Here is a 23,030-nt window from a genome sequence, read left to right on the forward strand (position 1 = left end):
GCTGCGGCGCTTGGGGATGCCTCTCGCCCTAAGCCAAGCAGCTTCGCCGCCAGTCTTAGGGCTTCGGCTACCCCTTTAAGGCGCCTACGCTAAATTTACATAGGTAAGGAAATTACTAGTACAATGAAGAAAAATGTATTTTTCCAGTTACTGACACTGCACACTGAGTAGAAAAGGCCACACCAAACAATCTCCAAGAGCGTAAGGACATAAAAAATTCAGATGTGCAGTCCATATATATATTCGGCACTACTTATTTAGAATTAACTAGGTGGTCACCCGTATAACGAACAATTCTAGCGAAGGAGCGACAAAGCGGTGTTGGAAGAACAGTCTATTTGTTAAGTGCCGACTATATAGTCATCTCTCACTTCTTTTTAAATCTAGCATGAATATTATTTTGTTTATAAGTACCCGCTTCACTAAATTCGATTACTTCCATTGACAATGCTAAATAGCGCTTGGACATTACTTGCGAGAAATGTTCTTTCATGACTTCAAATAGCGCATCACAAACTTCTTTTATTATTTCTTCTGAGCGTCCAGCCCCTATTTTCAACTTGGCATGGACAAAAGCGTCATCCTCAGCACCATCTGCCACCCAATACTCCTTTAATTCAATCGCTCTTGAGCGGATTCCCCCTATCGGAAAAATCGAATCTCGTGCAATCAAGACTTTATGAATCTCTTCAAATAGCTTTGCAATATTCGCTTCATCTTTAATATTGTCCGTGTACTCTACAATAAAATGTGGCAAGCAGATTCTTCTCCTCTTTACACTATCGATAGATGAAAGATTCATCTCCGATAATGGTATTTACTAACCGTCCGATTCCCTCAACTTCCGTGACGACAACATCTCCGACGGCAGTATTGACAGAACCTTTAGGAGTTCCTGTAAGAATGACGTCATTTTCACTCAATGTCATGAAACTACTTAAGTACTCAATAAGCGTGGGAATATCGAAGATCATATCCGCTGTAGTTCCTTCTTGTACGAGTTTGTTATTGACATGCGTCGTCAATTTTAAATTCATTGGGTCCGCAACATCTGCCGCCTCAACAATCCACGGACCGAATGGTGTCCCAGTATCACGATTCTTCACGCGCAAGTTGGGACGGTAATAATTTTCCAAATAATCTCTAATCGCATAATCATTAGCGACACTATAGCCTTTAACATAGTTATAGGCGTCTTCTTTTTTGACGTTTCGAGCAGTATCACCGATGATGACGGCCAATTCACACTCATAGTGCATATAAGTAACGTCTGAGGGACGACGAGTATATGCTTGGTGCCCGATAAATGTATTCGGTCCTTTTAAAAAGACAAGTGGTTCAGATGGAGCGGCAAATGCAAGTTCTGCTGCATGATCCGCATAGTTAAGCCCTAACGCAAATACCGTACGTGGCTCTATCGGCGTAAGCCAAGTTACTTTGCTCTCCTCTACTAGTCGACCATCATTTAATTTGAGTTGCCCTTCCCATTCAATTGCTTCATGGATGGCACCCCCATATGCTATTCGTGCTTTTTTCATATCGTCCCCCTCCATTTGGATTCTTTTTCGTCAACTATGAAATTTTCTAAACTGCCAATACCCGCTATTTCGATTCGAACTTTATCGCCTATCTTGGCTTGCGGTGCTTCTTCGGGGACCCCTACGAGTAACACATCTCCTGGATTTAACGTCATGAACTCGGTTACATCGGCGAGTAACCGAGAGACCGAACGAATCAAATTTGATGTTGAATTTTCCTGTTGAAGTTCATCATTGATGAATACACGGATAGTTAAATCATCTGGGTTATCCACTTCTTGACGGTCGATAATCCATGGCCCGATAGGACAAAATCCATCACGTGCTTTGTACCGGACAGCTGGACGGTATACGCTATCATGTGGCACGCTGACATCATTGATAATCGTATAGCCCGCCACATAAGCCAGCGCATTTTCTTCATCCACAGCAACGGCTTGCTTTCCTATGACCAATCCGAGGGCCGCACCCATTTCCAGCCTTGAAAGCCCAGCCGGCATAGGGATTTCTGCACCGTAACGGTTGAAAGTATTTGCCGGTTTAATATAAAGAACTGGGGCAATTGGTGGTGCACTATATGGTTTGTCATTTACAGCATCAGCAAGTCTTTCAAGTGCCCCTTTATAGTTCAGCAGTGTACCAAAAACCGTTCCTGTTATCGGGATGTCGAGTTGTATTTCATTAGCATTTACCGCGCAGTCCTCTATCGTGATTGTACTCGTAACTATATTCACATCGACTGAAACTAATTCATTTTCCCCAAACACTTTAATCCTTGCTCTACTCATCCATTCCACTCCTTTGCAACAAACAAAGAAAACAAATTACTATACTGATAACAATGCTTTATCGCTCGTTAACTTTTCACCGCGAATGCGTTGGAATTCATCCATCAGTTTAGGAATGGTTAATTTCCTCTTCTCATCGGCCTCTATTTCCAAAATGATTTGCCCTTTATCCATCATAATAAGCCTGTTCCCTAGGTCGAGTGCTTGCTGCATATTATGAGTGATCATCAGCGTTGTGAGCTGATCTTTTTCAACAAGTTGCTTTGTTAATTTTGTAATTAATTCGGCTCGTGCTGGATCTAGTGCAGCAGTGTGTTCATCAAGTAGCAAAATAGATGGTTGTGTAAAGGTAGCCATCAACAGTGAAAGTGCTTGCCTCTCCCCACCAGAAAGCATTCCTACTTTTGCATTCAATCGGTTTTCAAGGTTTAAATGAAGGGCTTCAAGAGATACGCGGAATAATTCACGCCGTTTCTTATCAACAGCCTTTTTTAATACACGTTTTTTGTTTCGTGAATAGGCCATTGCGAGGTTTTCCTCAATCGTCATTGTAGGAGCTGTCCCCGCCATTGGATCTTGAAATACCCTTCCAATCATTTGTGAGCGCTTGTATTCAGGCATTTTTGTAACATCATTAGAAGCAATTTCAATAACACCAAAATCAGGAGAAAGAGCACCTGAAATCATATTTAACATCGTCGATTTACCGGCACCGTTGCTTCCAATCACAGTCATAAAATCTCCTGGATTTAATGTTAGATTAATTTGATCCAAAGCTACTTTTTCATCAGGTGTTGCTTCATTAAATAATTTATTAATCTGACTGAGCTTTAGCAACGGGATTTCCCTCCCTCATCAGCAACTGTTCATGCTCTATTAGCCTCTCAGCATGGCGTTTAGCTTTCCTGCTTTTTTCTCGCTTTTTTTCAAAGAACTGCGGTAATATCAACGCACCAATTACAATAACTGCTGTAATTAATTTCATATCACCCGTATCGAGAAAGTCCACTCTAAGTGCAAGTCCAAGTACAATTCTATAAATAATGGCTCCTGCAATTACAGCAAACGTCGTTCGCATAATCGTTTTCGTACCGAAAATTGCTTCACCAATAATAACGGAAGCTAGCCCGATGATAATCATTCCGATTCCCATTCCGATGTCAGCAAACTTTGAATACTGAGCGATCAATGCTCCCGAAAAGGCAACGAGTGCATTTGAAAAGCCAAGACCTACAATAACGAGTGTGTCTGTATTAGCTGATAAACTACGAATCATTTTCTTATTATCACCAGTAGCCCTTATCGCAAGCCCGACTTCGGTTTTCAAAAACCAATCGACGACAAATTTGATTAGCAAAACGATAATAATCATGATGAACAATGTACCCCAGGTTGAAGGCAAATGTTGGAATCCCAGCATGCTGAAAAAATTGCTAATCGCAGTGTCGATACCTAAAGGGCTCCAAAATGTTTTGAACTGAACAAACAAAGTTTCAGCATTTAGCAATGGGATATTCGGACGACCAATCGAATTCTCAGATGTCAGTCCCATTATCCGTAAATTTATCGAATACAAGGCAATCATCATTAATATTCCAGATAGAAGTGCATTGATTTTCCCTTTGGTGTGCAGAAGGCCGGTTACACATCCTGCAAGAAAACCGATAACAATAGCTACTGCTGTAGCCGCCACCGGATGGTATCCGAAGATAATCATCGTGGCGGCAACTCCAGCTCCTGTAACAAAACTTCCGTCAACCGTTAAGTCTGGAAAATCCAAAACTCGGAATGAAATATACACGCCAAGTGCCATAATTGCATAGATGATTCCTTGCTCTACAGAGCCAAATACAGCTGAAAACATGTAGAATCACCCTCCTATCTATTCACTAAATTCAGCTTTCCATTCGTCTTTAATGTCGAGTCCTAGAGTAGATGCGGTGTCTTTATTCATAATCAATTTCAACTTTTGTGGAATTTGAACTGGTAAGTCAGCTGGTTTACTTTCACCTTTTAAGATTTTCACAGCCATTTGTCCTGCTTCATAACCGATGTCAAAGTATTCAAATCCATATGCTGCTAAGCCGCCTCGTTTTACAGAGTCGAATTCGCCAACCATCATCGGAATTTTATTGTCATTGGCGACTGAAATTACAGATTCAAGCGCCGAAACAACCGTGTTATCTGTGATGATGTACATAGAATCTACTTTGCCAAGCAACGATTCAGTCGCTTGTTTCACATCTGCGGATGTAGCAACAGACGCTTCGACAACAGTCATATCCATATCTTTCAGCATTTCTTTAACTGCATCTACTTGAGCACGAGAGTTTTGCTCTCCAGAGTTAAACACCATTCCTACATTTTTTGCATCCAATTCTTCTTTAAGGAACTTCATTGTATTGGTAATTGCATCAGGATGCGCATCAATTGTTCCTGTAACGTTGCCTCCAGGGCTTTCCATTGAGTCAACGAGTTCCGCCCCAACCGCATCTGTTACCGATGTGAAAATGATTGGAATTTCCGTTGTAGCACTAGCTGCTGCCTGAGCACTAGGAGTTGAGTTCGCAAATATTAGATCGACATCTGCGCTGACAAGATTTGTCGCTATCGTTGTGTTTACACTGTTATCGCCTTGAGCAATTTGAACATCATATTCCACATCAATCCCTGCATCTTCTAAAGCCTTTTTAAAGCCGTCATAAGCTGCATTGAGGGATGGATGTTCAACAATTTGACTGACACCTATTTTATATTTCTTCGAAGATGTTTTCTTATCCTTAACTTCCCCGCTATTCCCACATGCTGCAAGTAGTAAGACAGCACTAAAAATAAATACCAACATTTTTTTCGAACCGCTCTTCATTACAATTCCCCCTTTTTATGCTAGTATATTTACTATTTATTTGAATCCTAGGAATCAGTGTGTGATGCGTTTGGTTTGCCTAGTTGAATTGATGAACTAAGCGCCAAAACGGGTTGAATGAGATTTTTATTTCCTTTACTCCTTTTTAGATGCGTTAGATCGTCAACATGTCTTTTCTTTTTATCGGCGCAGCATGAATCGCTTGTCCGATTAGCCCCTCTACCGCTTCAAGTAGTCCTTCATTGAACCCTGGATGTGCATAGTGTGGGAATTTAATATCTTCTTCTTTCGCAGCCATTTCAAGCAACTGCACAAACGAACCTGACATTTCAACGGCCCCTTCACCAATCATGTGAATGCCTTGAATGATTTCAGTTGTTGCATCAGAAATAACTTTAATAAACCCATCCTTTTTACCAGTGATTGTTGCATAGCCATTGCCACCAAGTGCAAATTGACTGACACGAATAGCCAATCCAAAATCGCGCGCACTTTGTTCTGTAAGCCCTACAGAAACGATTGGTGGAATTGTATGTGCCACAACCGGCATAAATGTCAGATTGACTTCAGTTTGTTCTCCTGCAATTGATGCTACGGCAGCTTTTCCTTGTTTAATTGCTTTCACAGCCGATAGGGGACCTTCTGTTACATCACCAATTGCATATATAGAAGGTATCGATGATTGCATATTTCCATCTACTTTTATGAAACCCTCGGCTGTTTGTACAATTCCGAAGCGGCTTATGCCGAGAGCCTCCAAATTGGGTCTCCTAGTTCCAGAAACGAATAGATATGATCCGCTAATTGTCTCTTCTACGTTTTTATCCGTTTGAAATGTTAGCGTAATTCCGTCTTCCGTTTCATGTGTTGATATGAATTCAATTTCTTTATAGACTTTCATTTTACGTTTTTTAAATAAACGATTTAATTCCTTATTAATAGATTCGTCAAATGGAAAACCTGCTTGATCGTCAATTACAATACTTACTTGCGCTCCTAATGCTGCAAAACTTGAAGCTGCTTCGAGTGCAATGGTATCTTGACCTCTAACAATAAGATGCTTAGGTATCTCTTCCAGTTTAAATAGTTCATGAGGCAATAAAATCCTTTCCCCTTTTTCTTGAATTGTTGGCGGCATAGTTGGGGAACTTCCTGTTGCGATAATAACTTGCTCAAATTCAAAGATATCAAATTGATGGCCATTTTCTACACCGATTTTGTCTACTGCGAGGAAAGTAACTTTGCCTCGGATTATTTCAATTTTGTTTTCATTACATAGACTTTCTACGCCAGACCTGAGCTGTTTGATAACTTTGTCTTTATAGGAAACCAGCTTTTTGATATCAATTATTTTTTCCATATTCCCAATTCCAAGTTCTTGAAAATGGGCTATATCTGAGCGCATACCTGCTGCATGTGTAAATATTTTAGATGGAATGCATCCTTCATTCAGACAAACACCGCCCAATTCTGCCTGTTCAATTAACGTCACTGAGAGACCAAGCTGCGCACCACGTATAGCAGCAGAGTAGCCGCCCGGTCCCCCTCCAATGATAATGAGATTTCTTTCCTGACTGATTTCTCCAACAACCATTTTAAATCATCTCCATCATCAGCTTGTGAGGCTGTTCAATTAGGCTTGCAAAACGATTCGTGAATGCAATGGCTGTCGCACCATCAGCAACACGATGGTCAAACGCCATTGACAGTGTCATGATATGACCTATAACAATTTCATCATGCTCATTGACAATCGGTTGTTTTTTCGTTTTGTGGAAAGCAATTAGAGCTGTTTCAGGGTAGTTGATAATTGGTGTGGCACCCATACCACCCAGGGGCCCAACGTTACTCACCGTAAATGTGCTGTTTTTCATTTCAAACGGCTGTAATTTGCCGGCGATTGCTTTTGCTGTCAAACTTCTGACATTTGCATTAATCTCTTTGATGGATTGTTTATCAACATCATGTAAAACAGGTACAATTAGACCGCTATCGGTATTTGTTGCGATACCGATATGATAGTTTTTCTTGAGTAGTATCCGGCTATTTTCTTCATCAAGTTCAGCATTGAATATCGGGAAATCCTTCAACGAAATAACGAGTGCCTTTATAAGAAATGCTGATACACTAACTGATTCACCATCAGCTTTCAATTGCTCTCTCATTTTAAATAAGTTCGTCATATTGACCTCGTCAAAATGAGTAACATGCGGAATTGTAAAGAGTGATTTCGTCATCTTTTCTGCGATTTTTCTTCGAATTCCTCTAAAAGGAATTTCATCAGGAACCTCTTGGTCGACCTCTACCTGCTCACTTTCCTTCTTTGATTCCATGTCGGTTTGTTGTCCTTTTAAGAATCGTAAAACATCTTCTTCGCTTATTCTTCCAGAGGGATCACTAGCATGGACATCATCAATATTTATATTGTTATCCCGTGCAATCTTGCGTGTGTATGGTGCAGCTAGTATTCGATTAAAAGGCATATGAGGGGATTTCTCTTCTAGTTTAATTGTCGGGATTGCTTGCTCCTCAGCAATTGACTTCGTTTCTACGTATGATTTTTGTACAGCTCGAACAGCTTCATCAATTTCAATATAAAGTAGACTTGTTCCGACCTGAACGATTTCCCCTGCTTCAATACGTATTTCTTTCACAATACCTGAGCAGGGTGAAGTAAGTTCAGCGACCATTTTGTCTGTTTGTACCTCAACAAGCGGTTGATCTGTCATAACCGAATCCCCAACTTTGACTAAATAATGGAGCACTTCCCCTTCGGTCATTCCTTCCCCGACATCATGTAACTTTACTTCGAGCATTCCATTTCCTCCTTAAAAATGAAGCACTTTTTCTATTCCTTCAACGACACGTGCCGTAGTTGGAAGATAATGTTCTTCTAATGTAAAGAATGGAACCGGTACGTCGAATCCCGTCACGCGTTCAATTGGAGCTCGTAGATAAAGGAAAGCGGTATCGTTTATAATCGAAACAATATCATTGCCGAGCCCTCCGGTATTATGCGCCTCATGAATGATGACCGCTCTCGTTGTCTTCTGCACAGATTGAGTAATGATGTCCCGATCGATTGGATACAATGTTCGCAGATCGATAATTTCGCAACTAATCCCCTTTTTCCCGGCCAGTTCGGCGGCTTTTTCTGCGATTGAAATCATAGCTCCCCAAGCAATAAGTGTGACATCCGAACCTTTACGCACGATCTTCCCTTTACCAATTTCCACAGTATACTTTCCAACAGGTACTTCTTCTCTCTTCGAACGGTAGTTTTTCATAGGCTCCAAAACTAGAACAGGGTCAGGATCTTCCATCGCCGCAATCAATAACCCTTTAGCATCGTATGGATTAGACGGACAGACTACCTTGATGCCAGGCATATGTGTGAATAAAATTTCTGTACTATCAGAATGTATTTCGGGCGCACGAATTCCTGCCCCGTATGGTGCTCGAATGACTATAGGCACAGTAAAACGAGACATCGACCGCATTCTAATCCTTGAAACATGTGTCATAATCTGTTCGTACGCAGGATAGATAAAACCAAGGAATTGGATTTCTGCAACCGGTCGAAAACCGTTAACTGCAAGACCTATTGATGTGCCAATAATTCCTGCCTCTGAAAGCGGAGTATCGACTACCCGGTCATCCCCAAACTGCTCCTGAAGTCCTTCTGTCGCACGGAACACTCCACCGTTTTTACCGATATCTTCACCGAGTATGATGGTTCGATCATCGTCGTCTAGCATCAAACGCATGCCATCATTAATCGCTTGGATTAGTGTCATTTGTTTTGTCGTTTCGTTTTTTGAATCCGACTCTTTCAGTTGTGTCATCAATTATTGCCTCCCTAAATGTGCAAGGTACGCTTCTTTTTGTTCAGCGAGTTGTGCTGGCATTTCAGCGTATACATGATCGAAAACGTCAGCTACATTCGGCGGCGGGAACTTTTCCATTTCTTCTACTGCTGCTTCAACTTCACTAGTCGTTTCTTCTTTAGTCGCTTGGATCCACTCATCATTCCAGTAGCCGTAATTCTTCATGAATAATTCTAATCGGATAAGAGGGTCAACAAAATTCTCTCCTTGTTTTTCAGGACGATATTTAGACGGATCATCAGCAGTCGTATGAGCTCCTTTTCGCCAAGTAACCGCTTCTATTAATGTCGGGCCATTTCCACACCGGGCATAGTCAAAGGCCTTTTTCGTTTCAAAATAAACTGCAAAACAATCATTACCATCAATTCGATACCCTGGCATACCATAGGCAACTGATTTTTGTGCGATTGTTGCAGAATTCATCTGTTTTTCAATCGGAACCGAAATCGCATACCCATTATTTTGATTAAAAAAGACGACTGGTACTTTGAATACGCTTGCAAAATTCAATCCTTCATGAAAATCCCCTTCCGAGGTCGCACCGTCGCCGAAATAGGCAATTGCAACATTTTGTGTTCCCCTTCTTTTTTCAGCCCATGCAGCGCCTGCGGCATGGGGGAGTTGAGTCGCAATTGGAACAGCTGGCGGGAAAATATTTCTATCAGTTGGAGCTACACAACCTTCTACTCTCCCATTCCAGTACAAAAATGTTCTGGCCATACTTTTCCCGAACGTTATCGTCGCACCATGATCACGATACGTCGGGAACACCCAGTCGTCGGCATTTAGTGCGAGTGCGCTACCAACTTGAGCAGCTTCCTGTCCTTCAAAAGGCGCATAAGTACCTAGACGTCCCTGTCGTTGCAAATTAATTGCTTTTCTATCAAATGTACGAACTCGTAACATGTGATAGTACAAATTTTTTACCAATTGCTCATCTATCTGCTTTTCAAAGCTTGTATCAACAAGAAAGCCTTTATTATCTACTATTCTTTTTATAGGATAGTTATGTTCCACTTAACTTGCCTCCAATCAGGAATGATTGCGAAACGACCGCTTTGGTTTAGCTGGTGCTGTGTAATAGCTATTCCTTCTTCCTCGATCCGCTATTCTTTTCTCGCACATTGCATTAGCGGATTCCTCTGTTGTTTTTCCACTATTCGCAGCTTCCTCGTAAACTTCCAAAATTGCATCGTATATATGTTTCGTTTTCACAAGTACCCGCTCATGGTTAATGCCATACAATTCATCTGCCACTTGAATAAGCCCACCAGAATTGACGATATAATCCGGTGCATATAATATCCCTTTATCTCGCAATAATTTACCGTGTCTATCATCTAATAACTGATTATTAGCCGAACCTACAATCGCTCTTACTTTAAACTGAGGAATTGTAGCGTCGTTAATAATTCCACCAAATGCACACGGAACAAATATATCCGCTTCCTGCGAATAAATAGCTTCATTTGCAACAATTTGTACGTTACCAGTAGTTTTTGTTGCAACTTCTTCAATTGCCCGCAGACTCTCTTCATTAATATCCGTTACGAAAATGCGAGCTCCTGCTTCAAGCAATCCACTTGCAACTTTGAATCCAACTTTTCCAAGACCTTGAATCGCGTATATATGTTGGCCTAAATCGTCATTTCCATAGAGCATCTGATTGGTCGCTTTTATACCGTACAAAACACCTGCAGCTGTTGGAATTGATGAGTCTCCGCCGCCCCCATATACCTCAGGGAGACCATTGACGAAATTGGTTTCTTTCATTGCGTGAACGAAATCATCCATCGTCGTTCCCATATCCGTTCCCGTATAAAAACGGCCGCCCAGTGAATTCACAAATTGACCGAACGCACGAAATAATTCCGGTGATTTATCTGTTTTCGGATCACCGATAATAACTGCTTTCCCACCCCCGAAATCGACATCGGCTGCCGCACATTTATAGGTCATTCCTTTTGAAAGGCGAAGAACATCTTCTAACGCTTCTTCCACACTGCTATAAGGTTGCATGCGACATCCGCCGAGTGCTGGTCCAAGCGTTGTGTCATGAATTGCAATAATCGCACGCAAACCTGTTGAAGAGTCATTACAAAAAACGACTTGCTCATGCTCACTCATTCGATCGAAGAGTTCAAATTCCTTTGTCATTGACGTTCTTTCAGCTAGCATTACTCGATTCTCCCCTTTAAGATTGGTCATGAAAACCTCTTTTTTCAGGATGAAGCTTCATTCAGCTTTTCCGCAATTTTTTCCTTTAACAATATAACTTGCATCACTTCACCTTTTCCGATAAGCCCTAAATGATTTTCTGCAGTGACTTTTGTCACAACCCTATTGTCACGAAACTCGATTAAATTGGCTGTCAAGGTTACTCTAGATCCAAGTGGAGACGCAGCAAGATGCTTTAGTTGGACTGATGCACCCATTCCCTCTTCATGCTCTTCCAAAAATGGAAGAATAATTTTTCGAGAAACCCACTCCATATGATATGTCATTGCTACTGTTGAATAGACGGGATGTACAACTTTCCCCTCAAAAGAAGCAAACATATCCTCTGTCACAATTATTTCGATCGTCTCTTCTCTACCAATGTTTAACCCACACTTCATCCGCTATCCCTACTTAAGTTATAGTTTAAATTACTCATTTTTCCTTATGTCCTTAATTTCTTCTATCGATTTATTCAGTTGATTTTCTGCTTCTTCCATCATGCTATCAAGTAGAATCTTCACAGTCGGGATGTTTTCAATTAATCCTGCAATTTGGCCGCTATTGACAAAACCATTTTCCATATCGCCGTCGATCGCACCCAAGACATGTTGTTGTTCCGAAGTCATTTCACTATATTGTTCCAATGTCATTCCTGCTTTTTCTAAGTCTTTTAGTTTCATTGCGTATGGCGTTTTTAATATCCGTCTCAGCCGCCCTACACTGCGTCCAATAAGTAACGTTTCGGTATCACTTGCATTCACAAGGTTGTGCTTGTACGTGTCATGAAATGGAGCTTCCTTTGTCGCTATTAAACGGGTACCCATTTGCACACCACTCGCCCCTAACGTCAGCGCAGCTGCCAAACCTTTACCGTCACCGATTCCCCCCGCAGCAATTACCGGCACGTTAACATTCTTCACTATTTGAGGTAGTAGCGTAAATGTCGTCAGTTCCAAGTTAGAGTTGACGCCAGCTGCTTCAAACCCTTCTGCCACGAGAATATCTGCCCCCGCTTCCTCAGCTTTAAGTGCGTGTTTTACTGAGGCTACAAGCGCAATGACTGTCACGCCTTGTTCATGTAGTAGGGGAATATAAGGTACTGGATTTCCTGCTGATAGCGAAACAACTGATATATTATGTTTAATGACAAGATTAATCAGCTCTGTTACGTATGGTGAAATACTGATTGCGATGTTGATTGCGAAATTCTTGTTTGTCAGTTTTTTCGTTTCAACTATTATTTTTTCTACTTCATCTGGAGTCATTGTTCCGCATCCAATTGTGCCGAGTCCCCCTGCCTCTGAAACAGCCGCTGTCAGTTTTGCGTTACTGATATTCCCCATTCCACCTTGTATAATTGGAAGAGTGATTTGAAGCACTTTACAAACGTATATCATTTTTCTTCCACCCCTGTGCAATTATGTTATGCTAAGAAGAGTTAAAAGATAATTAAGATTAGTAAACTAATTTGAGGGGGAATAGTTTTGTTAATCACATTTAAAGGAAAAAGCCCTGTTCTTGATCCTTCGGTTTTCGTCGCTCCGGGTGCAAAAATTATTGGAGAAGTTCAAGTTGGGGCAGAATCTACTATTTGGTTTAACACGGTCTTGCGGGGAGATGAAGGGCCGATTACAATCGGTAATAAATGCAGTATCCAGGATAATTCAACAATTCACTTATATGAAGATGCTCCAGTCATTATAGAAGATGAAGTTACCGTTGGGCATAACGTTATCCTGCATGGCTGCAAAGTCGGAAAGCGATCGATTATTGGAATGGGTTCTACAATTCTTGACCACGCAGAAATTGGTGAAGAATGTATTATTGGCGCCAACACATTAATCCCACCAGGCAAGAAAATCCCCCCTCGTTCATTGGTTGTCGGTTCTCCAGGAAAAGTAGTAAGGGAATTGAACGACAAAGACTTCGAGATCATTCAATTATCGATCGATTCATATGTTCAAAAAGGCTATGACTATCGGGAGATTTTTAAAAACGAAGAAAAATAATTGAGTTTCCTATATAAGATTTTCTCTCTAGAGGAACTCTTATATTGAATATTACATGGGGCTACAAACCACAATGGTTTGTAGCTCCTTCCTTATGTTGATAAACCAATGTTTCGATATCTAAACGGATTAGCGAGGAATACATTAACTAATTGGTTCACCTATAGACACGCTATTATCCTTCATAGTGTAAGTTGCAGTAAAATCGAAAGAAAAGTTTATTCTAGAGTGACACTTATTTGTATACGACAAAAAAACGCTGAACTATTCAGGTTCAACGTTTTGGATGCATTTCAATATCACCGGCTTAGAAACTGGTGGTTCTTAATTCGCTTGACACTTTCTCTGGCAGTCCGCACTTTTAGACCCTAGCCCTTTTTCATCATAGAATTCGGCTTAATCTTCAGCATTACCACCTTGTACCTCAGCCCAGAAACTAAAAATATGGAATGTGGTAACAATTCTCTGACCTTTTTTGCATCAGATGGATAGGTTGCTCCGACGACTGCAAATTTACAACAAATTAGCATAACAATTAGCTATGCTTTTAAAAATTATTAATGTCATCTATTACACTTTTTAAAACCTCAATTGATTCGACTGTGTTATTTTCATATTCCAAGCTATGATTGACATTAGGAATGAGTCTCGCAACTATTTTTGGGTTGTTTGCCAATTGATTAAACCTTTCCTCGGTATAACAATGATCATTATCTCCGATGAAACATAACCCACTATTAGTACTGCTAACCATTGCATCGAAAACATCATCCCTTTGAATCAACGGAGTTAACCATACTGCTTTAGCTTCTTCGAAGATATCCCTCCTTAACTCTGAGCTCATAGCAATTGTTCCAAGAGATTTGCCGATTATATAAAAGTTTTCATACGAAGTTTCCTTTAAAACAGTATCAATTACTGTTCTCACATCGTATTTAATTGCTTCGCTTAATTCTTCCATACTAAATTCTGCATAGACTTTATCATTGTATTGATAATTAACTTGCAATACATCAAAGCCTTTATTTAAAAATATATCTGTTGAGTAATGAAACAGAGGACTCCGAATGGTATATCCTGCACCCGGAAGAAAGATGGTCAAATTTCCCGAGTTTTCTTCGGCTCTCAACAACGTATAAGAAATATTCATTTCTTTATATCCCTTAACGCTTTCTGTATTTGTTTTCAACATTGATATCTCCCCCATTCCTGATCAATTATACATATTGTTCCAAACTAAATATATAAATATTTCAATTTATTAGTCTTTTGTGTCCGCGTTTTTTTATTCAATTCAACTGCCTTTCAACAATCGAACTACCCCACCATAGAAAATGCAAAAACAAAAATGCACAGCAATAAGTAATCACCACCGAAAAAAGTCTTTAAGAATGCTACTTGTCACGGACAAATACATAATACTATTTACATCCACCTTCGTTTTAAACACTTCTTCTCTTACCATTGTCCCCCATTTTTCTAGCATAAGTTTAATTTGATTCTGTTGGTTCTATCTTTCCTTCTAACACATTGCCATGTTCATCATATTTTTTAAAAGTCTTTAATCTACCTAAAACTCTATATTCAACTACTTTTAAAACGCCATTTTCATAGTACTCTTTTTGTATACCTTCTAATGTATTTTTAGCTAGATATTTAATTTCTTTAACTTGTCCATTAGGATAAAAATAAAGCATTTCTCCGTTCTTAACCCCTCCCTTAACTACATAGTAATTTGCTAAATCACCATTTTCATAACAGTCATAAATTATACCAGTAAATAAATGTTCATTATCGTCTTGATCATATTCTACTATAAAGGAATCATATTCATCCCCTCCATAACCAAAACTGCTCCCGTATTTTTTACCATTTTTCACAACATATTCTTTATCTACTATCTTATCTTCCAACCTTAGGCACCTCCGATATTACTTCAAATCCGTCTAGTAAATACATACAGCGTGGACAGAATTTAAACATAATTCCACCAGGTTTAGTCCTATTAATTCCTGTTCTTATCACATTTACATTCAATTCTTCTATTCGAGCATCAAGATTCCTCTTTAGGGGACTATTTAATTCATTAGCAATTATCAAGATTCTATAGTTGTTCGATCAACAAAGTTCTGATTCTATTTTATTCGCATCGAATTCATGCAATTGTGTGAGCGTATTTTCTCGTTTAATTGTAGCAGTGTGAACGCCTTCCTGCACTTCGTTATAATTGAGATGCGGAAGGGTCAATGATGTCCACAACTCGATTCATGAAGCTGTTCGCTTCATCCGTTAGACTCTCCGTCAGTTGCGCAATGTTCTTCAACCCACGTTCAATTTCTACGCCTAGGAAATACTCACGAATGAAACCTGATGAATCTGGTTCGGGTGCATCAAGGGCAGCGTCCATCTGTTTTAGGACGTATGTAAAACGGCTCTGAAATAGCTTGAAAAACTGAAGGAACGGCAAGTGGCAATCCGCGTAAAATGTACGAATTGCGTTGCCGCCTTCGCCTTTCAACGAATCTTCCATCGCAACGAGTCCTTGAACCGCTCGATCGATGGTTTCCATTTCGTTTCCTAGACGATCAAGCATGGTGATGTTCCGATGGAGTCGATTCTTTAATGGATGAACATCAAGTACCTTCAAAAAGCATCCCCCCCCGATTATCCGGCAACAATGACAATTACTTTCAACTGTAGATTTAAAATAAAGATTGATCATTTGTAATAAAGTCCGATAATTTGTAAAAGGTTTGATACAATTGCATTGACAAGATGGATTATGACAATTCAACAAACGAGCCATTTTGCGGAATAAGGTTTAGAAATCACAGGGGAAAAAGAGTTAGCATTGGTGAATACTTTGTGTAACCTATTTCGAGATTCATGGAAATGATGTTTGGAATGTTTTAGGCCATGTGTAGTAGTGGCTTGTTTTAGGAGAGGAGAGGAAAAAAAATGATTGAATTACGAAAGATAACCGGGGATAACATAGATGAAGTAATAGCACTTGAAGTTGAAGAAGGCCAGGAAGACTTAATAGAAACTACTAACCTCAGAAGCTTTGCAGATGCTCATATGTTGAACGCAGACGGTATACCAGCAACTCCCTTTGCCATTTATGCCGATGAAGTTGCGGTTGGATTTTTGATGTATATTTATGATACGTTGGATCATGAATCATTTGAAAATGAAGTTTTTTATGGGAAGAAGAGCTATTTCATTTGGCATATTATGATTGAAAAGAGTTACCAGGGGAAAGGTTATGGCAAACTTGCTTTTGAAAAAATGTTGATGGATATTGAAACTACGCCAGATGGAGAAGCAGAATATGTAGCCCTCTTTTATCGAACAAGTAATGTCATAGCTAAAACATTATACGCTTCATTTGGTTTCGTAGATACAGGTATCATTCAGGATAATTCGATGTTGGCGATTAAAAATCTAGATGGGAAAATAACAGAATCCTTAGTAGAATAGGATCTCCCGCAAAGAAATGTAAGCTATCAACGTCTTGACCCATAGTAGACACAAATATCCAGAAGAGAAATCCGATTTTTTTAACTCTGTCTTAGCAAAAATATAATATTTATACCGCAATCGGGCCCGATTGTTTTAGAATTACTAGGTAGAAAATGATCATGCTTTATTATAAAAATCGCATAGTATTTCACAAAGAATTAACCCGTTTTGATCAATCATTTTTCAAAACGAGTTCTTATCATTTAACTTAAAATATGGATTTTGGGGATATTTCAGATCAATTTTATTCCAAACCAACATCAACTGCTCCAAATCTCTTTTAGTAGCAAATAATCCCCTAACGATAAACATCCCTCTCCACGCCGCATTCAAAAATCTGATGAATGAAAACATTTACCTATTATGTCATACGAATATAAAGAGGAATAATTTTCCCATTTGAGAAAAAACGCTCCATAAGACTTATTTTTTCCGATATTTTCATTACTAAAGTTACGAAGTCATAAGGCAAGCGCTCTTTATAGCCGAGATGCAGGATTATATAAGAAAAAAATAAAAGCACCGCTAAATGCGATGCTAATTGATACTCTAAAAGCGTGCCGATGGGGACACCGTTTGATCTGTTAAATGACCTTTTATCAGCCGAAAAGAACCCGTGACTTTGGGCAGCGAGTTACTTTTTAGTTTGTTAAGTAGTCACTAATAAGCGGGTGGTCATCTGCGTCATACGTTTTATCTTTCCTGCGCATGTCATTGTCTTCTTGGAATACCTGTTCGAAAAAACGGCTTGCTGATTGAGCGAGCAATTTATAATATTGTTCAAATAACAGAGTAGCGTGATTACCACTCCACACTTCAGGCAGCAGCTCTTTTGGGAGACCTGGATCTGTAAAGAGAAACTTTCGGTATTCGTGCACAAGATTGGTGCGCTCCACGAAACACTCTGCATCCGTCATTTTACCTTCGTTTATTATACTTTGGTGGACAATGTATTTTTTGCTGTACGTCGCAATGAATTCTTGATATTTCCCTTCAATTTCTTGAAGTGGCCAGCTTTTTTCAACGAGCAACTTGTCCGCTTGCGGTCCTTTGTAGTCACATACAAAGAAATCTACGTAAAACTGAATATCATATTTTTCAATAAGAAGGTTCACTTCTTTTTCGAGATCAATTGGCGAAATCCAGCATCCATTTGAAAAACTTCCGAATCCGCTCCATAATAACTCTTTTCGAAGTTCATCACGAATTTGTCTTTTTTCTTCCGGAATCGTATACATAAGCATGCGCCATTTTCCGTCCCACTCAGTTGGGTTTAATTTGAAAATACGAATTGCCGCTTCTTCAATCCGTGCTTCCCCTCGCACCGTCAAGAAATAATAACTTTTGTTGCCTTGTTTTTCGGATTGAATCCATCCTTGTTTCATCATTCTTGAGACAGCTACTCGAACCGATTGTTCATTATGACCAAATTCCTTCAATAACCGAATCAAGCTGCCAATCCATACTTTGTTGCCGTAATGACGGATATAATCACCGTAGATTGTAAAAATCATTGATTGTGTATTTGCCATGATATTCACTCTTTCTTTTTTCGTTCCTTATCGATGTATCACGATTCGACAGTTCTTTTATTATTCCGAGACATTCTCAATAATTGCCGCAATTCCTTGGCCTACCCCGATACACATTGTTGCGAGTCCATATTGAACATTCCGTCTTTTCATTTCATATAAGAGTGTCGTTAAAATTCGGGCACCGCTCGCGCCTAAAGGGTGTCCAAAAGCGATTGCTCCACCATTGACGTTTACTTTTTCAGCGTCCAACTCTAACTGTCTAATGCACTCGAGTGATTGGGAAGCGAAGGCTTCATTCACTTCGACGAGTCCTATATCATTCATCGTCAATCCCGCACGTACTAGCGCTTTTTTTGAAGCAATAATCGGACCAAGCCCCATGACAGCCGGTTCAAGTCCCGCCGTTGCCCCCGCAACATATTTTGCTAAAGGTTTAAGATTTAGTTCCTTCGCCTTTTCGGCACTCATAAGAAGCAATGCACACGCGCCATCATTAACACCTGATGCGTTGCCTGCTGTAATTGTACCGCCCTCAAATAATGGTTTTAATTGTGCCAGTTTCTCAAGCGTAATGTCCGGCCGCGGATGTTCATCTTGATCTACAGTGATTTCATTGCCTTTTCTATCCGTATAAACAACCGGAACAATTTCTTTGGAAAATCTGTTAGCTTCTATTGCTGCCTTTGCACGTTGTTGGCTTTCATATGCAAACAAATCCTGATTTTCTCGCGTTATCGTGTAACGCTGCGCGACGTTTTCAGCGGTACGCGGCATCGAATCCGTTCCGTACATTTCTTGCAGTTTTTCATTTGTAAAGCGCCAGCCAATTGTTGTATCTTGTAGTTCCATATTACCTCGTGGATTTGCCTTATCCGGCTTTGCCATAACAAGCGGGGCACGCGTCATACTTTCCGTTCCGCCTGCAATGTAAATATCACCATCCCCAACTGCAATTGCTCTTGCAGCGTAAATGACAGCGTCTATGCCTGAACCACAAAGACGGTTAATCGTCGTGCCCCCCACCTCGACTGGAAGACCCGCCAACAAACCTGCCATACGTGCAACATTGCGGTTATCTTCTCCAGCCTGATTGGCGTTTCCGAGAACGACCTCTTCGATCTGCTCTGCGGGAAGATTTGGATTTCGATCAATAAGTGCCTTAATGACGATTGCACCTAAATCATCTGGACGTACGTCTTTTAACGCGCCATTGTACCTGCCAATAGGTGTACGAACAGCGTCTACTATGACTACTTCTCTCATTTCGTAATCAACTCTTCTCCATGTGTATAATCGTAGACACCTTTTCCGCTTTTCCGTCCAAGACGCCCCGCTTTTACGTATTGTTCTAGGAGAGGCGCTGGACGGTACTTTTCTCCAAGCTTGTCATATAAATAGTTCAAGTTGTTCAAACGTGTGTCAAGACCCACTAAATCCACGAGCTCGAATGGACCCATAGGGTAATTTAAGCCAAGCTTAATTGCTTTATCAATTTCTTCTGCTGTTCCAAGTCCCTCTTGCAGCATATAAAATGCTTCATTGCCGACAAGCGCACTAATCCGGCTTGTTACAAACCCAGGAAATTCATTAATAACAACCGTTTCTTTTCCCATATTGACAGCAACTTGTTTAATCGTCTCTACCGTTTCATCACTCGTTTCCAAGCCCCGGACAATTTCAACAAGAGTCATTTTATGTACGGGATTGAAAAAGTGCATGGCGATTGTTTTTTCTGGGCGTTTACCGAAAGAAGCAATTTCTGTCGGACTCATCGTCGATGTATTCGTTGCAAAATAACAATGTGCTGGTGCATATTCTTCAATCGTTTCAAATACTTGCTTTTTAATGGCAGCCTTTTCAGGAACAGCTTCAATGATTAAATCCGCATTCTCTGCGGCTTTTGCCAAGTCACTTTCATAATTTAAATTACTATGCGCTTGTTCAGCCTGATTTGCTGATATCTTTCCGCGTGCGAGACCTTTTTCAAAGATACTATCAATTTCTTGTTTCGCATTTTCCAATGCGGATCCATTGATGTCGACAATTGTAACTTTATATCCGCCAATCGCTCCGACATAGGCTATTCCTCTGCCCATCACACCGGAACCGACAACAACTATTCGATTAATCATAAGTGATCCTCCTTTTTATGATGAAAGAATACGGACAGGAGATCATACATCCCTGTCCGTCGTTTTTAAAAAGATAAGAAAACATTAGTTTTTCAATTTGGAGCAGTGTCTAGCTCCACGCGCCACCCCCTTGGTCATAAGCAATCCAGCTATGTGGCAAAGAGCGCCACGTCACTAGATCGTCTTATGCCTGTCGCGTCTTGCGGGCGCCTTTCGCTTTTCTTTATAGTCCAAATGGATTTACTGGACGACTGCCAAAGTACGACATAATGCTTTTTGTTTCAGTGTAAAGATCAAGCGATCCGATTGCTAGCTCACGGCCAAATCCGGATTGTTTATAGCCACCGAATGGTGTACCTGGGAATGCAGAGAATGGCGTGTTGATCATAACGATTCCCGCTTGAATTTGGTTCGCAACACGTGTTGTAGTTGCAGTATTTGTTGACCAAATAGAAGAAGCTAGCCCAAAATCTGAGTCATTTGCTAATGCAATTGCCTCTTTTTCGTTTTTAAACTTCGATACAACGACAACTGGTCCAAAGATTTCTTCACGAACAACTTTCATGTCTTGTGTTACGTTTCCGATTATTGTCGGCGCATACCAAAATCCGTTTTCAAAGCCTTCTGGTTTTAATTCTTTACCACCAGTAAGGATTTCAGCACCTTCATCAATTGCAGATTGAACATACATTTTCACTGTGTCCAACTGGCACTGATCGATAACTGCGCCCATATGTGTTCCTTTATCAAATGGATCCCCAATTACAAGTTTTTCTGTTTTAGCAATAAATTTCTCAACGAACTCATCGTACACATTTTCATGAATATAGATGCGTGTACGCGCATCACACGATTGACCTGAGTTATTGAAAGCTCCGTAGAGTGAACCATCAACTGCTGCTTCAATATCTGCATCTTCAAAAACAAGGCTTGGGGATTTTCCACCAAGTTCTAGTGTTACGCGTTTTACTGTTCCTGCTGCTTTTGCCATAATGTCTTTTCCAATTGGTGTAGAACCCGTGAATGCAACTTTATTCACTAGTTCATGTTCTACCAAGTAATTACCGATTTCAGATCCAGATCCTGGCAAAATGTTAACGACGCCTGCTGGAACCCCTGCTTCGTAGCAAATTTCTCCAAGAATAATAGCTGTAAGTGGCGTGAGAGACGCTGGCTTAATAACGACGGAGCACCCTGCTGCAATAGCTGGAGCAATCTTCCAAGCAGCCATCATAAGTGGATAGTTCCACGGAATAATTTGCGCGCATACACCAAGTGGTTCTTTTTCTGTGTAATTATGGAATTGACCAGGTACATTATTCACAGAACCCCCATGTCCAACAATAGCGCCCGCATAAAATTCAAAGTCTTCAATGGCTTGTGAAATCTGCCCTTTAGCAGCTGCAAGTGATTTACCCGTATTCAAAATTTCTAGTTCTACAAGTTCATTAAAGCGTGAACCCATAATTGCTGCAATTTTGTTTAGTACACGTGCACGCCGTCCTGCAGGAGTTATTTTCCATTTGCCATTATCAAATGAATCCCTGGCAGCTTGAACAGCTTTTTCAGCGTCTTCTTTGGTTGCTTTCGCTACTTCAGCAAGTAGTTCACCCGTCGCCGGATTATAAATCTTTGTGCGCTCGCCACTGCTACTTTCGACTTGTTCACCGTTGATAAAAAGTTTATAGAAATCACGCTTTATCGTTTCTTGTTCGATTTCGATTTCATGGGTTTTTGTCATATGGTTTACTTCCCCCTATTGGCCTGTAAAAACAGGTTTTCTTTTTTTCATAAATGCATTGATGCCTTCGCGATGATCTTTTGTTAAACCAGCTATTCGCTGTCCTTGAGCTTCATGTTCAAGATATTCTTCAAAAGAAAGTTCTGATATCGTCATCAATGAGCCTTTGATTAATCCGATTGCTTTTGTTGGTAAAGCGGCAAGTCGTGTTGCAAATGCAGATACATCCTCTTCCCATGTTTCTGATGGAATCAGTCGGTTTGCAAGACCCATTGCAACCGCCTCTGTAGCTGGCACTTTTTCTCCTAAAATGGCTAATTCTGCAGCTTTAGATTGTCCGACTAATTGTGTTAAATAATAAAGATTACCTGAATCCGGAATAAGCCCCACATGGATGAATGCATTTAATAAACTGGCACGCTCAGACATTAGTCTAAAGTCACAAGCAAGCGCAAGGCTAAACCCCGCCCCTGCTGCTACACCATTTACTGCCGCAATAATCGGTTTTTCACATTTTCTGATTTGCTGGATCATCGGTCCATAATGATCTCTTAACACTTGACCATGATCCATAAATTCATCAATTTCTGATAAATCTTGTCCGGAACAAAATGCCCGTCCTTCACCTGTAATGACAACACAGCGCACTTGTTCATCGTATGATGCCGCTTTGATTGCATCTTTTACTTCACGATTCATCTGCGAGATAAAAGCATTCAGTTTGTCAGGTCTATTTAAGATGAGCCACGCAATTCCATCTTTGACATCGTAACGAATTGTCTCAAACATTTA

At 40.3% G+C, this 23,030-nt stretch carries 23 protein-coding genes; 2 read left to right on the plus strand and 21 right to left on the minus strand.

The window, feature by feature from the left end; all coding sequences use genetic code 11:
- Window positions 1–367: 367 nt before the first annotated feature.
- The 13 genes from AZE41_RS13975 to AZE41_RS14035 form a co-directional block, all read right to left on the minus strand.
- A complete protein-coding gene (locus AZE41_RS13975; protein ID WP_067210575.1) occupies window positions 368–757 on the minus strand; it encodes a 5-carboxymethyl-2-hydroxymuconate Delta-isomerase in 390 nt (129 codons plus the stop codon).
- A gap of 22 nt (window positions 758–779) precedes the next feature.
- Window positions 780–1,538, minus strand: a complete 759-nt coding sequence (locus AZE41_RS13980) for a fumarylacetoacetate hydrolase family protein (protein ID WP_067210577.1) — start codon at window positions 1,536–1,538, stop codon at window positions 780–782.
- Window positions 1,535–2,326, minus strand: coding sequence for a fumarylacetoacetate hydrolase family protein (locus AZE41_RS13985; RefSeq protein WP_067210579.1), 792 nt, complete (start codon window positions 2,324–2,326; stop codon window positions 1,535–1,537). The genes AZE41_RS13980 and AZE41_RS13985 overlap by 4 nt, the downstream gene beginning before the upstream one ends.
- 39 nt (window positions 2,327–2,365) lie before the next feature.
- The gene (locus tag AZE41_RS13990) at window positions 2,366–3,163 is read right to left on the minus strand and encodes an ABC transporter ATP-binding protein (protein ID WP_067210581.1); all 798 of its coding nucleotides are present in this window, start codon (window positions 3,161–3,163) and stop codon (window positions 2,366–2,368) included.
- Window positions 3,141–4,190 (minus strand): ABC transporter permease, encoded by a 1,050-nt coding sequence (locus AZE41_RS13995; RefSeq protein WP_067210583.1) that lies wholly within the window; start codon window positions 4,188–4,190, stop codon window positions 3,141–3,143. Before AZE41_RS13995 ends, AZE41_RS13990 begins: the two co-directional genes overlap by 23 nt.
- Before the next feature lie 18 nt (window positions 4,191–4,208).
- Window positions 4,209–5,192, minus strand: coding sequence for an ABC transporter substrate-binding protein (locus tag AZE41_RS14000; RefSeq protein ID WP_067210586.1), 984 nt, complete (start codon window positions 5,190–5,192; stop codon window positions 4,209–4,211).
- Window positions 5,193–5,346: 154 nt separating this feature from the next.
- Entirely contained in the window at window positions 5,347–6,786 is a 1,440-nt protein-coding gene (locus tag AZE41_RS14005) for a dihydrolipoyl dehydrogenase family protein (RefSeq protein ID WP_067210587.1), read from the minus strand.
- A gap of 1 nt (window position 6,787) precedes the next feature.
- A complete protein-coding gene (locus AZE41_RS14010; protein ID WP_067210590.1) occupies window positions 6,788–8,008 on the minus strand; it encodes a dihydrolipoamide acetyltransferase family protein in 1,221 nt (406 codons plus the stop codon).
- A 12-nt stretch (window positions 8,009–8,020) separates the two neighbouring features.
- The gene (locus AZE41_RS14015; protein WP_197485319.1) at window positions 8,021–9,037 is read right to left on the minus strand and encodes an alpha-ketoacid dehydrogenase subunit beta; all 1,017 of its coding nucleotides are present in this window, start codon (window positions 9,035–9,037) and stop codon (window positions 8,021–8,023) included.
- A gap of 3 nt (window positions 9,038–9,040) precedes the next feature.
- Window positions 9,041–10,096: a pyruvate dehydrogenase (acetyl-transferring) E1 component subunit alpha gene (pdhA, locus tag AZE41_RS14020; protein ID WP_067210595.1), complete on the minus strand. Its 1,056-nt coding sequence runs from the start codon at window positions 10,094–10,096 to the stop codon at window positions 9,041–9,043.
- Between the two features lie 15 nt (window positions 10,097–10,111).
- Window positions 10,112–11,257 (minus strand): Leu/Phe/Val dehydrogenase, encoded by a 1,146-nt coding sequence (locus AZE41_RS14025; RefSeq protein WP_067213984.1) that lies wholly within the window; start codon window positions 11,255–11,257, stop codon window positions 10,112–10,114.
- A gap of 44 nt (window positions 11,258–11,301) precedes the next feature.
- Window positions 11,302–11,697, minus strand: a complete 396-nt coding sequence (locus AZE41_RS14030) for a thioesterase family protein (protein ID WP_067210598.1) — start codon at window positions 11,695–11,697, stop codon at window positions 11,302–11,304.
- A 30-nt stretch (window positions 11,698–11,727) separates the two neighbouring features.
- Window positions 11,728–12,696, minus strand: a complete 969-nt coding sequence (locus tag AZE41_RS14035) for an NAD(P)H-dependent flavin oxidoreductase (RefSeq protein WP_067210601.1) — start codon at window positions 12,694–12,696, stop codon at window positions 11,728–11,730.
- 87 nt (window positions 12,697–12,783) lie between these two features.
- On the opposite strand from AZE41_RS14035, the gene AZE41_RS14040 reads away from it, so the two are divergent.
- Window positions 12,784–13,308 (plus strand): gamma carbonic anhydrase family protein, encoded by a 525-nt coding sequence (locus tag AZE41_RS14040; RefSeq protein WP_067210603.1) that lies wholly within the window; start codon window positions 12,784–12,786, stop codon window positions 13,306–13,308.
- A gap of 547 nt (window positions 13,309–13,855) precedes the next feature.
- Here AZE41_RS14040 and AZE41_RS14045 read toward each other — a convergent pair.
- The 3 genes from AZE41_RS14045 to AZE41_RS14055 all read right to left on the minus strand — a co-directional run bounded on the left by AZE41_RS14045 (window position 13,856) and on the right by AZE41_RS14055 (window position 15,955).
- Window positions 13,856–14,500, minus strand: a complete 645-nt coding sequence (locus AZE41_RS14045; protein ID WP_067210606.1) for an alpha/beta family hydrolase — start codon at window positions 14,498–14,500, stop codon at window positions 13,856–13,858.
- Between the two features lie 298 nt (window positions 14,501–14,798).
- The gene (locus AZE41_RS14050; protein WP_067210609.1) at window positions 14,799–15,221 is read right to left on the minus strand and encodes a toxin-antitoxin system YwqK family antitoxin; all 423 of its coding nucleotides are present in this window, start codon (window positions 15,219–15,221) and stop codon (window positions 14,799–14,801) included.
- A gap of 308 nt (window positions 15,222–15,529) precedes the next feature.
- Complete coding sequence (locus AZE41_RS14055; RefSeq protein ID WP_067210612.1) at window positions 15,530–15,955, minus strand: LXG domain-containing protein; 426 nt, start codon at window positions 15,953–15,955, stop codon at window positions 15,530–15,532.
- 311 nt (window positions 15,956–16,266) lie between these two features.
- Between AZE41_RS14055 and AZE41_RS14060 the strand changes: the two genes are divergently transcribed.
- Window positions 16,267–16,788 (plus strand): GNAT family N-acetyltransferase, encoded by a 522-nt coding sequence (locus AZE41_RS14060; RefSeq protein ID WP_067210615.1) that lies wholly within the window; start codon window positions 16,267–16,269, stop codon window positions 16,786–16,788.
- A 683-nt stretch (window positions 16,789–17,471) separates the two neighbouring features.
- On the opposite strand, the gene paaX is transcribed toward AZE41_RS14060, so the two are convergent.
- From paaX to AZE41_RS14085, 5 genes are all read right to left on the minus strand, one after another.
- Complete coding sequence (gene paaX / locus AZE41_RS14065) at window positions 17,472–18,362, minus strand: phenylacetic acid degradation operon negative regulatory protein PaaX (protein WP_082786609.1); 891 nt, start codon at window positions 18,360–18,362, stop codon at window positions 17,472–17,474.
- A 60-nt stretch (window positions 18,363–18,422) separates the two neighbouring features.
- Window positions 18,423–19,628 (minus strand): thiolase family protein, encoded by a 1,206-nt coding sequence (locus AZE41_RS14070; protein WP_067210618.1) that lies wholly within the window; start codon window positions 19,626–19,628, stop codon window positions 18,423–18,425.
- Window positions 19,625–20,497 carry a 3-hydroxyacyl-CoA dehydrogenase gene (locus AZE41_RS14075; RefSeq protein WP_067210620.1) on the minus strand — a complete coding sequence of 291 codons (873 nt, stop codon included), beginning with the start codon at window positions 20,495–20,497 and terminating at the stop codon, window positions 19,625–19,627. The genes AZE41_RS14070 and AZE41_RS14075 overlap by 4 nt, the downstream gene beginning before the upstream one ends.
- A 223-nt stretch (window positions 20,498–20,720) precedes the next feature.
- Entirely contained in the window at window positions 20,721–22,238 is a 1,518-nt protein-coding gene (locus tag AZE41_RS14080) for an aldehyde dehydrogenase family protein (RefSeq protein ID WP_067210622.1), read from the minus strand.
- A gap of 15 nt (window positions 22,239–22,253) precedes the next feature.
- Window positions 22,254–23,027, minus strand: coding sequence for an enoyl-CoA hydratase-related protein (locus AZE41_RS14085; protein ID WP_067210624.1), 774 nt, complete (start codon window positions 23,025–23,027; stop codon window positions 22,254–22,256).
- Window positions 23,028–23,030 lie beyond the last annotated feature (3 nt).

It is taken from the genome of Sporosarcina psychrophila, from assembly GCF_001590685.1.
Taxonomy (GTDB): domain Bacteria; phylum Bacillota; class Bacilli; order Bacillales_A; family Planococcaceae; genus Sporosarcina; species Sporosarcina psychrophila.

Excerpts from the sequence above, each read along its gene's own strand:
- AZE41_RS13980 (WP_067210577.1), bottom strand. The coding sequence starts at position 1,538 with ATGAAAAAAGCACGAATAGCATATGGGGGTGCCATCCATGAAGCAATT.
- AZE41_RS13985 (WP_067210579.1), bottom strand. The coding sequence starts at position 2,326 with ATGAGTAGAGCAAGGATTAAAGTGTTTGGGGAAAATGAATTAGTTTCA.
- AZE41_RS13995 (WP_067210583.1), bottom strand. The coding sequence starts at position 4,190 with ATGTTTTCAGCTGTATTTGGCTCTGTAGAGCAAGGAATCATCTATGCA.
- AZE41_RS14000 (WP_067210586.1), bottom strand. The coding sequence starts at position 5,192 with ATGAAGAGCGGTTCGAAAAAAATGTTGGTATTTATTTTTAGTGCTGTC.
- AZE41_RS14005 (WP_067210587.1), bottom strand. The coding sequence starts at position 6,786 with ATGGTTGTTGGAGAAATCAGTCAGGAAAGAAATCTCATTATCATTGGA.
- AZE41_RS14010 (WP_067210590.1), bottom strand. The coding sequence starts at position 8,008 with ATGCTCGAAGTAAAGTTACATGATGTCGGGGAAGGAATGACCGAAGGG.
- AZE41_RS14015 (WP_197485319.1), bottom strand. The coding sequence starts at position 9,037 with ATGACACAACTGAAAGAGTCGGATTCAAAAAACGAAACGACAAAACAA.
- AZE41_RS14025 (WP_067213984.1), bottom strand. The coding sequence starts at position 11,257 with ATGCTAGCTGAAAGAACGTCAATGACAAAGGAATTTGAACTCTTCGAT.
- AZE41_RS14030 (WP_067210598.1), bottom strand. The coding sequence starts at position 11,697 with ATGAAGTGTGGGTTAAACATTGGTAGAGAAGAGACGATCGAAATAATT.
- AZE41_RS14035 (WP_067210601.1), bottom strand. The coding sequence starts at position 12,696 with ATGATATACGTTTGTAAAGTGCTTCAAATCACTCTTCCAATTATACAA.
- AZE41_RS14045 (WP_067210606.1), bottom strand. The coding sequence starts at position 14,500 with ATGTTGAAAACAAATACAGAAAGCGTTAAGGGATATAAAGAAATGAAT.
- AZE41_RS14060 (WP_067210615.1), top strand. The coding sequence starts at position 16,267 with ATGATTGAATTACGAAAGATAACCGGGGATAACATAGATGAAGTAATA.
- paaX (WP_082786609.1), bottom strand. The coding sequence starts at position 18,362 with ATGGCAAATACACAATCAATGATTTTTACAATCTACGGTGATTATATC.
- AZE41_RS14070 (WP_067210618.1), bottom strand. The coding sequence starts at position 19,628 with ATGAGAGAAGTAGTCATAGTAGACGCTGTTCGTACACCTATTGGCAGG.
- AZE41_RS14075 (WP_067210620.1), bottom strand. The coding sequence starts at position 20,497 with ATGATTAATCGAATAGTTGTTGTCGGTTCCGGTGTGATGGGCAGAGGA.
- AZE41_RS14080 (WP_067210622.1), bottom strand. The coding sequence starts at position 22,238 with ATGACAAAAACCCATGAAATCGAAATCGAACAAGAAACGATAAAGCGT.
- AZE41_RS14085 (WP_067210624.1), bottom strand. The coding sequence starts at position 23,027 with ATGTTTGAGACAATTCGTTACGATGTCAAAGATGGAATTGCGTGGCTC.